We start from the raw sequence: 15643 nt of genomic DNA on the forward strand, positions 1-15643 counted from the left end.
CATGAAAGAAAATAACAAGTCCAAGATGCGATGTATATTTTGCGTCAGTCAAGGAAGTAGAATGGTTTAATAGCAAGCTATTAGGGCATTCTACTGACGCAGCATGACACGAAATAGACTAGCATATTGACTTGTTATTTTTTTGAATGTGCCTTAAGTAGATTTTACATAGCTTTATTAACTATTCTACTTAACAAGGTGCACTTCAAGTTAGGCATACTGATTTGTTATTTTTTTGAATATACCTTAAGCAAATAATCTCCATACTTGTGCTACAATAAAGCATGTTATTATCCCTGCTATAGTTGGTAATAGAAATGCAGTAATAGTCCATTTTAAACTTTTTGTTTCCTTTTTTATAGTCCATAGTGTAGTTCCACAAGGATAATGCATTAAACATAAGATCATCATATTAATTGCAGTAAGTAAAGTCCATCCATTTGCAATTAATAATTCTTTTAATTCTAATAAGCTATCTAATTCTAGCATCGTTCCTGCACTTAAATAACTCATTATAATTATAGGCATAACTATTTCATTTGCTGGAAATCCTAATATTAATGCCATTAATATATATCCATCTAAACCAATTGCATGTGCAAATGGATTTAAGAAATTTGCACAATAGTTTAATAAACTTCCTCCACCAACGGGTACATTAGCAAAAATCCATATAACTATGCCCGCTGGTGCTGCTACAGCTATTGCCCTTCCTAATACATATAAAGTTCTGTCTACTATTGACCTAATTATTACTTGACCTATTTGAGGTTTCCTGTATGGAGGTAATTCTAATATAAAATTAGAAGGTATACCTTTTAAAATTGTCTTTGATAAAATTCTAGAAGATATTAAAGTCATAATCACTCCAAGTATCACTACTGCAGTTACAGACATTGCAGATACTAAACTTCCTGTAATTCCACCAACTAATCCCCCTCCAATAAATATTGTTGCTACTGTTATTAATGTTGGAAATCTTCCATTACAAGGCATAAATACATTTGTTAATATAGCGATTAACCTCTCTCTTGGAGAATTTATTATCCTACATCCTATAACTCCAGCTGCATTACATCCAAGTCCCATGCACATTGTTAACGCTTGCTTTCCACATGAACAACATTTCTTAAAACATTTATCCAAATTAAATGCTATTCTTGGTAAATATCCTAAATCTTCAAGCAGTGTAAACATTGGAAAAAATATTGCCATTGGTGGTAGCATAACAGATATTACCCATGCTAAAGTTACATATACGCCATCTATTAACATTCCACTTAACCATATAGGTATTGAAGTTTGTGCAAGTACATTTCTAAGCCATCCCTCTATATTTGCAAATAAGTTAGATAATAATTGAGATGGATAGTTAGCCAAAGTAATTGTTATCCAAAGTATTACCATTAAAAGTATTATCATTATTGGTATTCCTGTTCCTTTAGATACCAGTATTTTATCTACTTTTTTATGAAAAGTATCATATTTATTTTCCACTTGAACAACTTTTTTAGCTATAGACTCTGACTCTTTTACTAATTTCTCTACTACTAAATCTTCTATTGATTTATCTTTGCACTTTTCTTTTATATCTTTTCTAATATTTTCAATTTCTAAACTTGTTTCATTATTTATATTAAAATTTGTTATTATAGAATTTGTTATTCCATTATTACCTTCTAACAATCTTAATGCAGCCCACCTAAGTTTTCTTTCATCGCTAAGTATACATTTATTATCTTTTAAGATTTCTTTGATTCTATTTATACCATCTTCTATATGTTCATCATATATAATTTCTTTTGTTTTTATCCTTTTATTTTCACTTTCCTCTTTTATCTTACTTTTCAGTTGTTCTATTCCTACATTTTGTCTTGCAGCTGTTAATACAACACAAGCGCCTATTTCATTACTAAGTAGCTTTTTATTTATAGTAATTCCTTTTTTATTTGCTTCATCAATTAAATTAACACAAAGTATTACTTTCTCAGTAATCTCTGATATTTGAAAAAACAAGTTTAAATTTCTTTCTAATGAAGTTGCATCTGCAACAACAACAATTAAATCTGAATTACTAAAACATATATAATCTCTAGCTATTTCCTCTTCTTCTGAACTAGACAACAATGAATAAGTTCCTGGAAGGTCTATAACTTTATTTATTGAGTTATTATATTCATAACAGCCTTCAGCATTTGCCACGGTTTTTCCTGGCCAATTTCCCGTATGTTGATTAAGTCCAGTAAGTGCATTAAAAACAGTGCTTTTTCCTACATTAGGATTCCCTGCTAATCCAATTTCGAATCTTGATTTTTCACATCCATTATCTTTTTCTCCCGATAATATATTTATGCCTGTTGAACTTTTAGTTAACCCCATATCATCCTCCTAACTACAACTTACTACCTGAATCTTTTCACCATCTTCTTCCCTAATAGCTATAACAGCACCTCTAATTAGATATGCTGTAGGATCTCCGAAAGGACTTGAGTACAAAACCTCTATACTAGTACCCTCTATTATTCCTAAATCAAAAAATCTCCTTCTTAAATCTCCTTGGGCATCTATATTAATAACTTTTACAGTTGATGATAGCTTAGCATCCTTAAGCTTCACTTTTACTTCCCCCTCTTAACGTTTTCCAACGGTACTATCTTTTTGTTTTTTTACCTTTGATCATTTCGTACTTATTAATAAGCTATGACTAAATTCTTTTTATTGTGATTATTATTACAACAAAAAAAGAGCTGTCTCATAATACAAATCATTTAATGATATGATTTATATTCAAAAAAGAAATAGAAATAACATTTGTGGAAGAAGCATTGAAAAATAAGCTTAGAGTTTCTTCATTTGAAGTTGTTCCATAAATGATTGTCCTAATGCATATTAGGAGCAATCTTTTATGGGTACAACTTTAAATGTTAGAAAATCTTAGTGAAATTTTTCTAGTCTTCTTGAATAAATGTTATTTCTATTTCTTTGTTATTGCTTCACTTTATAATTCTGCGACGGCCCTTTTTTCATATTTTTAAATTTAGGCATATGAAAGAAAATAACAAATCAAATATGCTAATTTGTTTTTTTGAATATGCCTTATATTATATTCATAAACTTCTTTATTTCAAGATTTTTTATATCTATAGTCTCTCCAAAAGAAGTTGTTGCAATATCTATCTTATATGTACAAACTAGCTTTCTTTTTTGAAATATAGTTTGTCTCATTTCTAGAGATTGTACTTTTTCTTTTTTAATAATATGAGTTATTTTATTTCTTGTTCCTTTTGTCAATAATAATAACTTTTTTTCTACAGATATACCATTATTAATATAATCAATATATCCTAATATAATTTGAGAAAATGCCAATAATGCTATTATCACACATTTAATAAAAAGTGTGATATTAATTTTATCAACTATTTTATCAAAAGTAAAAATTGATATTATCGAAATAAATAAAACAATTATAGTTCTTTTAACTATAAATCTTGAAACAGCTCTTTTAGGTGATTTATTTATAGCTGAATTAAATGTATATTCAGGTATTAGTTGTTTTATAAATTGATCTTTTAAATTATTATTTGCAATTGGAAAAAGTAATGAATTATTTTTATCACTTCCTATTACTACTGCCTCTATTCTATATAACCCTAATAATTGTTGCAATATATTCTGTTTAAACTTTAACCCCTGAATCTTTTCAATAGGTATTGAATATGATTTCAAATTAATTAACCCATATTGCACATTAAGAGATTCCTCTTTTTTGAATATTTTAAATTTATTATATCTAATTAATTCAGTTATTATAGAAATTATTGTTGAAATTATATATAGAACTACTAAAACTATAAATATCCTAAACACTAAGTTATATGTTCCATGATCTAAGAAAAAGTTCTTTAATGTACCTGTATAACTATCTACATTATTAATTACTTTTTTTTCAAAAACATCTTTAAATTTATCTATAAATACATATAACATAACTATCCAACCAAATTTCCCCTTAGTTAATGCATATAATATTATATCTTTTGAGCTTGCTTGAAAGACGTTTGCATCATTGTCTTCTATATCTTTGTTATTTGAGTAGTTGTCTTCTATACCTTTATTGTTTGAGTCATTTACTTTTAAAATCATATTTCTAAGCTCTATTGCATATGATTTTTTCATAGTTACTTTAAACTCTGGCTCATTTGATGTAGCATTTCCATTATTTATTTTTAACGTAGCTGCATCAAATATCCTGTTCATCATAGTTGATTCCATATCTACAGTAGTTATTTTATTTAGTGGTATCTGTTGTTTACTTTTAGACAATATTCCTTTTACACAAATAAATATATTATCTTCTATATAAAAGTAATTACTCCTCCATACTAATATTGAATATATACTTATTAATATTATAGCAATTAAAATATACATTAAAACCTTTGAAATTCCACTATTACGAGCAAATATTAATATAAAAATAAAAACAGCATATACATGAGAAAATATAGTTCTAATTATATCACTCCAGTGGCCTCTATAAATTGATGTTTTCTTCATCAAATTCCTCCACTTTTTCTTTTATTTTTTTATTTAGATATTCGCTTATATCTTCTGCAACCTTAATCTCAATATTAGGAATTTTATGTTCTCCTCCAGCTGTAAATATTTCAATATCAGCCAATCCTAATTTAGAATTTATAGGTCCTTGATTAACTTTTATATGCTGAATTCTTATTATTGGTATTATTGTCCTCTTAATTGTAAAAATACCTTCTGTAAAATCTATCTTATCGCTTGTAACTTCATATATCCATTGCTTATACTCTAATAATGGATATATGACTGCATCAATGATAGCTAGTCCTTCTATAATCATTATTAATATTAATATATATTTTTCACCACTAATTACCCAGTGTATTTGAAACTTATATTTTGTAATATAAAATGCAAACAAAGAAATTATCAAGAAAATTATAGCTCCTATACTCCTTGCTATAACCCATGATTTCACAGCATTCTTATGTAATTTATTATTCATTTTGCACCCCCCATATTTACCAAACCCAATTTTATAATACATTCTAAATACCAAAATAAAATATAGCAGTATTCAATTTGAACATAATTTAGTCATCTACAAATAAATAACTAATCAATCTTCTTGTATCTTTGATTAGTTATTTATTTTACAACGCCTTACTGCTATATTTATAATTTAATTTTTCTATAAGTAATTTAGTTATATTATAATATAACTTTAAAACATTATAATTATTAGATGTATATTACTTAAATTAATTTCATCTTAACATGAGGTATATCTACCTCGTCATAAACATCTGACATAACCTTAAATCCTTGTGTCTCATAAAGACTCTTAGCATAAAGTTGAGCTGATAAAACAATAGTATCTTCTTTAAGTTCTTTCTTTAAAAATTCTACTCCCCTTTTTACAAGTTCACTAGCTATCCCCTTTCTCCTATATTCATTTAAAACCAAAACTCTTCCAATTGAAGCCTCTTCATATGTAAGTCCACTAGGAATAAGTCTCTCATAAGCTACTATCTTCTCATTATCTTGCAAAAATAAATGAAAAACTTCTTTATCAATATCATCAAAATCATTTTCTTGGTAAATTTTCTGTTCGCATACAAAAACTTCATATCTAATTTTACAAATTTCATAAAGCTCATCTATACTAAGTTCATTAAATTTTTTAATCTTCCATTCCATAAACGATCTCCTATCTTACCTGCCCATTTCCATATATAATATATTTAGTAGTTGTAAGCTCATTTAATCCCATAGGTCCTCTTGCATGAAGCTTTTGAGTACTAATTCCTATTTCGGCTCCAAATCCAAATTCACATCCATCTGTAAATCTTGTTGATGCATTAACATAGACTGCTGCTGCATCTACTCTTTGTAAAAATTTTTGAGAATTATCGTAGCTCTTTGTTATAATTGCTTCTGAATGTCCTGTTCCATACTTGTTTATATGAGAAATAGCTTCATCTACATTGGCAACTACTTTTATGCTAATTATAAAATCAAGATATTCTTTTCCCCAATCTTCTCCAGATGCTTCGTTAACATCCTTAACTATATTAAGTACCTCTTCATCCCCTCTAACTTCAACTCCTTTTTCTCTTAAAGCTGAAATAATAGTAGGTAAAAATTCTTCTGCAACATTTTTATTAACTAAAAGTTTCTCTTCTGCATTACATACAGCAGGTCTACTAGTCTTTGCATTTATAACTATATTTTTTGCCATTTCTAAATCTGCTCCAGCATCAACATAAACATGACAATTTCCTACTCCAGTCTCTATTACAGGAACAGTTGCATTTTTAACTACTGCCTGAATAAGTCCTGCTCCGCCCCTTGGAATAAGTACATCTATATATTCATTTAATCTCATCATTTCATTAGCTACTTCTCTACTAGTATCCTCTACTAATTGAAGTGATGCTTCTGGAAGTCCTGATTCTTTTATTCCTTCACATAAAGCCTTAACTATAGCCACGTTGGAATTTATAGCTTCACTACCACCTCTTAAAATTACTGTATTACCAGCTTTTAAACAAAGCCCTGCTGCATCACAAGTAACATTAGGCCTAGCCTCATAAATTATTCCTATAACTCCCATAGGAACTTTTTGTTTACCTATTTGAAGACCATTAGGTCTCTTCCACATAGAAGTAACTTCTCCTATTGGATCTGCAAGTTTTACTATTTGTCTTAAACCATCTGCCATATCTTCAAGTCTTTTTTCATCTAAAGAAAGTCTATCTAGCATTGCCTTAGATGTTCCCTTTAAAATTGCATTTTCTAAATCCTTTTTGTTTTCATTAAGAATATTATTTTTATGTTCTATTAACTTTTCTCCCATTTTTATTAAAGCATCATTCTTTTGTGTTGTTGTAGCATTCATAAGTATATATGATGCTTCTTTAGATCTTTCACCTTTTAAACTTAATTCGCTCACTTTTCATACCCCCAATTTATTTAGTCACATTAAAATAAATAACAAGTCAGCATGCTAGTCTGTTTCGTGTCATACTGAAGCTCGACTCGTATACACTCGCTGAGTAAGTGATTCACACAAAATCATAGATTTTGGTCCTCTACTCACGTCTGTAATATTAGTCCATAGCCTGCTATGAACTGATATTACCTCCTTGTTTGGCACAAAATATACGTTGCATCTTTGACTTGTTATTTTCTTTAATGTGCCTTATTTGCTATAAATAAAGTTCCTATTTCTTTACCCTCTAAAATATCTATTAATATACTTGGTTCACTTCCATTAGCTAAAACCATATCTACACCAGCTTTTACCGCTTTTTTAGCAGCTATAATTTTTGTAATCATTCCACCTGTTCCTAGGTTTGATCCTGCACCTCCAGCACACTCTTCTAATTCAGGAGTCACCTCTTTAACTTCCTTTAATAGTTTTGCATTATCATTACTTCTTGGATCTGAATCATAAAAACCATCTATGTCAGATAATATTATAAGTAGATCTGCATTAACTAATGAAGCAACTATAGCTGATAAATTATCATTATCTCCAAATTTAACTATATTCTCTATTTCATCTATAGAAACTGTATCATTTTCGTTTACTATTGGAACTATCTTATGTTCTAATAAAGTCTCAAATGTATTGCATACATTTTCTCTAATATGATCGTCTTCTACTACATCTCTAGTAAGTAAAACCTGACCTACTACATGACTATATTCCCCAAAAAATTTACTATATATGTGCATTAGCTCACATTGTCCAACTGATGCTACTGCTTGTTTTTCTCTTATGCTTTCGGGCTTTTCTTTTAACTTTAATTTACTTACACCAACACCAATTGCACCTGATGTCACAAGTACAACTTCTTTACCTGAATTAACTATATCAGATAAAACCCTTGTTAACTTTTCAATTCTGCTTAAATTGATATTACCATTATCATAAGTTAATGTTGATGTTCCTACCTTTACAACTATTCTATTTGCATCTTTTAAATTATTACGAAAGCCCATTTCTACATCCCCTTAAAGTTAAATTTACATCTTGATATTTATATTACTATACCTCATTTATCTTATCAAGTTAACACTCCATATGGCTTCGATTTATAATACTCTGTTAATAAGGCACATTCAAAAAAATAATAGATCAGTATGCATGTCTATTTTGCGTCATACTGCGTCGGCAAATTCAGCTAATAGCTCGCTATTAACTGAACTTGTATCCTTGTCTGACACAAAATATACGATGCATCCTTTGGTCTATTATTTTCTTTCATGTGCCTAAATAAAGGCTATATCTCACTTTAAATTTAAGATATAGTCTTTACCGTTAATTACTTGCTTTTTAATTTAAACCTTGATATTTCCTGCTCTAATAGTTGAGCTTGAGATGCCAATTCCTCTGTAGCTGCAGCTGTTTCTTCTGCTGTTGCTGAATTTGTTTGTACAACTTCTGATATTTTATCCACGCCTAATGTCATTTCCCCTATAGCTTTTGATTGATATTCTGATGCTAGCGCTATCTCTTTTACTAATTCTGATATATCGTCTACATCTTTAACTATAACTTCTAGTGCTTCTTCTGTTTCTTTAGCTAACTGACCGCCATTAACTACTACATTTATAGAATCTTCTATAATTTGGGTAGTACTCTTAACTGCTTTTGAAGATTCCTGTGCTAGTGATTTCACCTCATCTGCTACTACTGCAAATCCCTTTCCAGCATCACCAGCTCTTGCTGCCTCTATCGCAGCATTTAATGCCAGAAGATTTGTTTGTGATGCTATCTCTTCTATTGTCCCTATAATTGCTGCAATTTCCTTTGATGACTTAGTCATTTTCTCCATAGATTCCATTAATTCTTGCATTTTTTTATTTCCATCTGCTACAACCTTTTTTGTATTATCAAAAAACTTATTAGCCTTCTTAGTATTTTCTGTATTTTTATTAACTTGAATTAATATTTCATTAAAACTTGAAAATAATTCTTCTACTGCACTTGCTTGCTCTGTAGAACCATCCGAAAGATTTTGAGTAGTTGATGATATTTCCTCTGAACTACTTGCTACTAAATCAGATGCTTGGTGTATATTTTTAAATATACTATTAAATGAACTTATAATATTTTCTAAAGAAGTTTTTATAGGCATAAAATCTCCCTTATAATCAATTGAAGTTTCTATATCTAAATTTTCATCTGCTATATTTCCTATAACTAATGATAAATCACTTATATATGCACTTAATGTCTCTACAGTCCCATTTAAATTTTTAGCCATCTCTCCCATCTCATCCTTAGATTGATAGCTATAGTCTGTGTTAAGATTCCCTTTTGCTAAATTCTTAGACATTTTCATAACATGATTAACACCTTCAAGTAAACTCTTTTGTATGATTTTACTCATTAATATAGCCATAGCTAAGATAATTACTATCGTTAATATAGATGCTACAAATACCTCATTCTTAGATGTGTTTGCATCTTTTACAAAAACTCCAGCTTTTTCTTTTGCATCTTCACTAATATTCACCAAAGTATTTTTAGCATCTTCTAGTCCTTTAGTATATGATCCCAAAATTAATTCATTTGCTTCCGTATCCTTATTTTGTAGAAGCAATTCGCATATACTTCCTCTCTCTAATTTTATTTCTCGCATACAATATTCAAAATTATCTATTAACTTTTGATCTCCTAAAAACACTTCTCTAAGATTTTTGATATTATCTTCAATATCTCTTACTTCAGCATCTACATTGTTTATATTTTCTTGTATCTTACTATCTTTTGATTCAATCATAGCCTGATACATGCTTGTTTGCATTTTAAGAAATTCTATTTTCATATCCCATGTTATGTCAATGACCTTAAATGGTCCAGTATATAAATCATTAGTTTTATTAGCTAAACTACGAAAACCAATTAGTGCTACACTCATAAATACAAACGTTAATATTAATATCATTGAAAAACCTACTGTTATTTTTTTCCTAATCGAGAAGTTTCTAAACATTGTTTTTATCTTTTTGTGCATGAACATATCCTCCCTTTGTCTTTGCCTCAATACATAGTAAAAAATATTATAAATTATCACCTTGTTTTATATATTATATGTTTAAGCGTGTATTAAACTTCATATTTTTACATATTATTAATAAGCTTAAATTGCATTTATAAATTATTATTTTAAATACATCATTTAACTTTTTTATTTTTTCAACTTATATTGATTAACTTAGGGAAGGACTAGATGATTATACATATAAAAAGTGGCTGTCTCATAATACAAATCATTTACTGATATGATGTATATTCTAAAAAGAAATAGAAATAACATTTGTGGAAGAAGCATTGAAAAATAAGCTTAGAGTTTCTTCATTTGAAGTTGTTCCATAAATGATTGTCCTAATGCATATTAGGAGCAATCTTTTATGGGTACAACTTTAAATGTTAGAAAATCTTAGCGAAATTTTTCTAGTCTTCTTTAATAAATATTATTTCTATTTCTTTGTTATTACTTCACTTAGTAATTCTGAGACAGCCCCTTTTACATCCACATAATCTCTTTTATAATGTCCTTGAAGAAGGATACATTCTAAAAGTCTGCATCCTTTTATATTGTTATATATCTACATCTTTATTTGGATATGACTAAATTTCTAAATCTATTAAAAGCCCCCATAATTTCTTGACGCCTTGGCATAGCTAAATTTCCATGCCCCCCTTTTATTTCATTAATCTTAAGAAGGCCTTCTTTACTTATATACTCCATAATACTATCTGTTATTTCTATTAATGTCTTTTTTCCATCTATAATATTATCTTCTGCCCATTTCATAATTTCTCCAATTGCATTAACTTGTTCACTATCCACTATCTGTTCCACAGCTCTTAAATCTATATTTTCTTTATTTATAGATAATCCATCCATTCCTAACGTCTTTATCTTAACTCCCTTATATCCATTTTCTATACTTCCGTTTTTCACTATTCTATTTAAATTAACATCTATACTAATGTTTTTTTCTTTAATTCTTTCAAGTATCTTACCACTACTAAGTGCCTTAGCTTCATTTGTTACATCTTTAGCTTCATATGAATCCATTTGTATAACATTATCTGCAATATCAAAATAGTCTCCAGAACTTCCGACAACAATAATAGTTGATATTCCTTTTTGTTCATATAAGGATTTAACTATCTCTATAAATGGAGTAATAGGCTCTTTTTCTCTAGATACTAGTTTTTGCATTATTTCATCTCTTATCATAAAGTTAGTCGCTGATGTATCTTCATCTATTAAAAATGTCTTTGTTCCACTTTCCATACCTTCAATAATATTAGAAGCTTGTGATGTACTTCCACTAGCATTTTCACTAAAGAATTTTTTTGTATCCTTTTTATTTGGAAGATTATTTATAAATAAAGATATATCATTATTGTGAATAACTCTGCCATCTTCTGCTCTTACTTTTAGTGCAGTATCATCAGTTATTACAAACTCCCTACCATCACCTTCAATATGGTTATACACTCCAAGTTCTAATCCTCTTAATAGTGTAGACTTCCCATGGTATCCTCCTCCGACTATAAGTGTTATACCCTTTGGGATTCCCATCCCCTTAATTTCTCCTCTATTAGGTAAATCAAATTTAACTTCTAAAGTCTTAGGAGAATAAAATGCTCTTCCATCTTTTAAAGGTTTAGTGGAAATCCCGCTTTCTCTAGGTAAAATAGAACCATTTGCAACAAATGCAACTAAATTTTTCTTATTAAGTTCTGTTCTTATAAATTCTTGATCCTCTACTAACTTAATTTGATTTATAAGTTTATTTTTATCAATATTATTATAGATTAATGAAGCTTCTATAATTTTAGGTAAAAATTCAAACAAAATCTTCTCAAGTTCCTTTGCAAGTACGCTTCTTCCTCTTGCTGGAAAACCAACGTCTATCCTCGCTTGTATTGATTTTTCATCTATTATAATTGATGTTCTATTTAAAATTTCTTGTGGACATTTACTTATAGAAATTAATCCACTCTTACCTGATCCAAATACCTTTTTACTAAAAATATTAATATTCTTATAAAACAATCTAGTAATATAATCTTGAACAGCTATACTTTTATATTTTTTATCTAATAATCCACCAGGAATCTTAGCTATATTTTGATCAACTATTATTCTTACTTTAGATGGCGATGCAAATGAGTCTCCTTGTACATGGTCTATTGATAATATATAATCATTAAACTCATACATACCTTCTAATTGTTTATATGCTTTATATCCTCTTCCATCAATGCTTACTAATTCTTTATGTAAATCATTTAAATTCTTCATTTTACTTATCACCCTTTATAAAAAATTTATCAATTAATGCTTCTCCCATTCTTCTATACATATTACTCATAGATATCATAGAACATATAAGTAAAAAATTTTCTTCAAAATCTCCTTGAATATTATGTTCCCTTAGCAGGTTTGTTAAATTCTCTTCCTTATTTCTAACGGAAGTCTTAAATTCCTTACTATCTTCATTACTAGTTTCTAAATATGTTTTGTAAAGTTCTCTTAAATTATAATCTTCATGATTTTCATATTTTTGAACAATATTATCTAAAAGAACTTTTATATCACTTATTGATAATGATCCCTTTAAATCATATATTAAACTCATTAATATTAAATGTTCTTTAGAATATTTTTTATTCTTTATGCTCATCAATAACTTTGCTTTAGCATAATTATTTATCATAGTTTTGGTTAATACCTTATCTTCTTCCTTACGTTTAAGACTTGATAATTTGCTCTCAAAAAGTTGAATCACCTGGTCCATATATAAATCTAAATCTGGTATATCCTCTAATTTTATCTTTTGATCTGCATTTAAATTCTCTATAATATCTGATATATTTTCTTTTTTCATTCCTTCACTTCCCAATCTAGTTTTTAAAACTATATACTGAACTGTCCATATTTAATTTTAATAGTATTATTGATATAATTCAAGAAAATAGGATAAAATATTATATAAAGAGCTAAAAATACTTTCTTATAGTATTTGACTTTAATATACTCTTATATAATAATATGAATATAGCATCATATAGTTTTTGAAACTACATGATGAATTTAGGAGGTATAGATTATGAATAAATATTTAAGAGAACCTGTAAATGGGTTAACACATTTAACTGGTGCTGTCTTATCACTAATAGGATTAATTATAATGTTAACTAAACTAACATTAACAAATGGCTCTAAAATAGAATATTTTTCAATTATACTATTTGGAGTTAGCATGATTTTACTTTATAGTGCATCAGCAACTTATCACTCTGTTATCGCAAATTCAAAAGTAATTAAAATATTAAAAAAAGTAGATCATTCTATGATTTTTGTACTTATAGCAGGTTCTTATGCACCATTTTGTTTAATAGCATTGAATAGTCCTGTAGGGAATAAACTGTTTATAACTGTTGCTACCGCTGCAATACTTGGAATACTATTTAAAATTGCTTGGGTTACTTGTCCTAGATGGCTAAGTAGTGTTATGTACATTGCAATTGGGTGGTTTGCTATTTTTGTAATATATCCATTATCTAAAGTACTAGCTACTGGTGGTTTAACTTTTTTTGTTATAGGTGGACTTATGTATACAATCGGTGGAGTTATATATGCATTAAAAAAAGATAAAATAAAGATAGGAATCTTTGGTTCTCATGAAATATTTCATGTCTTTATATTATTAGGAACACTTTGTCATTTTATTTGTGTATTTTTCTACATTATATAATTTAAAAATATATAATGAATGAGCTGTCTTTTACGATGAATTATTTTCTCGTAAAAGACAGCTCATTTTTGAAGTATATACCTTTTATCCTTCATTATTGCTATATATTCTTATATTCTTATATTCTTATATTCTTATATTCTTATATTCTTATATTCTTATATTCTTATATTCTTATATTCTTATATTCTTATATTCTTATATTCTAGGAATTATATCATGATTTAATAATTTAAGTTTACTGTTTAAATATAATATTTTATAAACTTAACCAATTCCTCCATACATAACACCTAAAATTATAACTATTATAGTAACAATTGCAAAAACATATTTGGCAAACTTTAAAAATCCATTTCCAAAATTTTTACTTGCCCCTGAATTTATCTCCTCTAAGATTTTCTTATTATCATACATATAGTAAAATACAAAGAAAACTATAAGTACTGCTAAAGGTGATATTATTATTGTTATAAGATTAGTAAAATTATCAAAAGTAGTCATACTTAAATTTAATGGTATTGATAATATAAATGTTATAGCAGCAATAATCATAGCAGACTTCTTTCTACTAAACTTTGTTTGAGACATTAATGCTTCAACTGGTCCTTCTAACATATTAATGGTAGAAGATATAGCTGCAAATAATAAACTCAAAAAGAATACTATTGCAATTATACTACCACCTGGCATTGACTTAAATATTGTTGGCATTGTTATAAATAGTAATGGTGGCCCTGCCATAGGATCTAACTTAAAAGCAAATACTGCTGGCATTATAACAAATGATGCAAGAAGTGCTGCTAAGGTATCTAAAATAGCAGTGCTTAAAGCTGACCTTGGTATATCAAAATCTTTCTTCATATAGCTACCATAAACAACCATTCCACAACCATTTAATGATACTGTGAAAAAAGCTTGTCCTAATGCCATAACCCAAGTATTAGCTTTAAATAAGAACTCCCATTTAGGAGTTAGAAGATATTTAACTCCTTCCATAGCTCCTGGTAATGTAAGTGATCTTATAGCTAGAAGAATAAATATAATAAATAAAGCTGGCATTATTATCTTATTTATCAGCTCTATTCCCTTTGTTACTCCAACATAAACTATAATTAGTGTTAATGCTATAGCGATAAAATCCCATATAATTGTTTCACTACTTCCTGCAAACCCTTGAAAAAATGTATTAACATCTATAGAAAATAATTCTCCTGTAATACTCATTGAAAAATACTTCATTATCCATCCTACAACTACATTATAGAACATAAATACTCCCGCAAGCCCTACTACTGGTATTAAACCTACTAATAAACCACCTTTTTTATTTTTTTCATTAAATATAGTTCTAATTCCTGTCATTGAGCCACCCTTAAATTTCCTTCCAAAAGCAAACTCTGTTATCAATCCTGTTGATCCTAGTATTAACACGAATATAAAATATGGAATTAGAAATGCTGCTCCTCCATTTTGACCTAATCTATATGGAAACATCCATATATTACCTAATCCTACTGCAGCTCCTATACACGATAAAATAAAACCTGCTCTACTTGTGAAATTTTCTCTTTTAGCCATTTCCTACTGTACCTCCTACATAAAATAAAGCCACATAGTTTTTTACTATGTGGCTCGGCTCCTACAATACTAATAATCCTAAATCCACATAGCAATTTCTATGTGGTCGATTTTGAGAATAACAAAAACCATTAACCATCATAGACACAAACCAAAGTTCATTTTCGGCTTGTACCTATAAATATCAATACAAGCTCTACCTATAATAGTTAAAGTAATATGCTTT

The 15643-nt window shown here is 28.3% G+C and carries 12 protein-coding genes; 1 reads left to right on the forward strand and 11 read right to left on the reverse strand.

Annotated features, from left to right (window positions below; genetic code table 11):
- Positions 1-246 precede the first annotated feature (246 nt).
- From feoB to BM027_RS06880, 10 genes are all read right to left on the reverse strand, one after another.
- Complete coding sequence (gene feoB, locus BM027_RS06835; RefSeq protein ID WP_090089998.1) at positions 247-2379, reverse strand: ferrous iron transport protein B; 2133 nt, start codon at positions 2377-2379, stop codon at positions 247-249.
- A gap of 9 nt (positions 2380-2388) precedes the next feature.
- Positions 2389-2616 (reverse strand): FeoA family protein, encoded by a 228-nt coding sequence (locus tag BM027_RS06840; protein WP_090090000.1) that lies wholly within the window; start codon positions 2614-2616, stop codon positions 2389-2391.
- A 480-nt stretch (positions 2617-3096) separates the two neighbouring features.
- Positions 3097-4560 (reverse strand): PH domain-containing protein, encoded by a 1464-nt coding sequence (locus BM027_RS06845; RefSeq protein WP_090090003.1) that lies wholly within the window; start codon positions 4558-4560, stop codon positions 3097-3099.
- Positions 4538-5044, reverse strand: coding sequence for a PH domain-containing protein (locus tag BM027_RS06850; protein ID WP_090090006.1), 507 nt, complete (start codon positions 5042-5044; stop codon positions 4538-4540). The genes BM027_RS06845 and BM027_RS06850 overlap by 23 nt, the downstream gene beginning before the upstream one ends.
- Before the next feature lie 251 nt (positions 5045-5295).
- Entirely contained in the window at positions 5296-5739 is a 444-nt protein-coding gene (locus BM027_RS06855; protein WP_090090008.1) for a GNAT family N-acetyltransferase, read from the reverse strand.
- Between the two features lie 10 nt (positions 5740-5749).
- Positions 5750-6994, reverse strand: a complete 1245-nt coding sequence (locus tag BM027_RS06860; RefSeq protein WP_090090010.1) for a glutamate-5-semialdehyde dehydrogenase — start codon at positions 6992-6994, stop codon at positions 5750-5752.
- Positions 6995-7233: 239 nt separating this feature from the next.
- On the reverse strand, positions 7234-8049 hold the full coding sequence (gene proB, locus BM027_RS06865) for a glutamate 5-kinase (RefSeq protein ID WP_090090012.1): 816 nt from the start codon (positions 8047-8049) through the stop codon (positions 7234-7236).
- A 323-nt stretch (positions 8050-8372) separates the two neighbouring features.
- Entirely contained in the window at positions 8373-10070 is a 1698-nt protein-coding gene (locus BM027_RS06870) for a methyl-accepting chemotaxis protein (protein ID WP_090090014.1), read from the reverse strand.
- A 603-nt stretch (positions 10071-10673) separates the two neighbouring features.
- Positions 10674-12380, reverse strand: coding sequence for an ABC-ATPase domain-containing protein (locus tag BM027_RS06875; protein ID WP_090090016.1), 1707 nt, complete (start codon positions 12378-12380; stop codon positions 10674-10676).
- A 1-nt stretch (position 12381) separates the two neighbouring features.
- Entirely contained in the window at positions 12382-12966 is a 585-nt protein-coding gene (locus BM027_RS06880) for a DUF1836 domain-containing protein (protein WP_090090018.1), read from the reverse strand.
- 222 nt (positions 12967-13188) lie between these two features.
- Between BM027_RS06880 and trhA the strand changes: the two genes are divergently transcribed.
- Entirely contained in the window at positions 13189-13836 is a 648-nt protein-coding gene (gene trhA / locus BM027_RS06885; protein WP_090090020.1) for a PAQR family membrane homeostasis protein TrhA, read from the forward strand.
- 267 nt (positions 13837-14103) lie between these two features.
- On the opposite strand, the gene BM027_RS06890 is transcribed toward trhA, so the two are convergent.
- Complete coding sequence (locus tag BM027_RS06890) at positions 14104-15417, reverse strand: sodium-dependent transporter (RefSeq protein ID WP_090090022.1); 1314 nt, start codon at positions 15415-15417, stop codon at positions 14104-14106.
- Positions 15418-15643 lie beyond the last annotated feature (226 nt).

It is taken from the genome of Clostridium uliginosum (genome assembly GCF_900112485.1).
In the GTDB taxonomy this organism is placed as follows: Bacteria; Bacillota; Clostridia; order Clostridiales; family Clostridiaceae; genus Clostridium; species Clostridium uliginosum.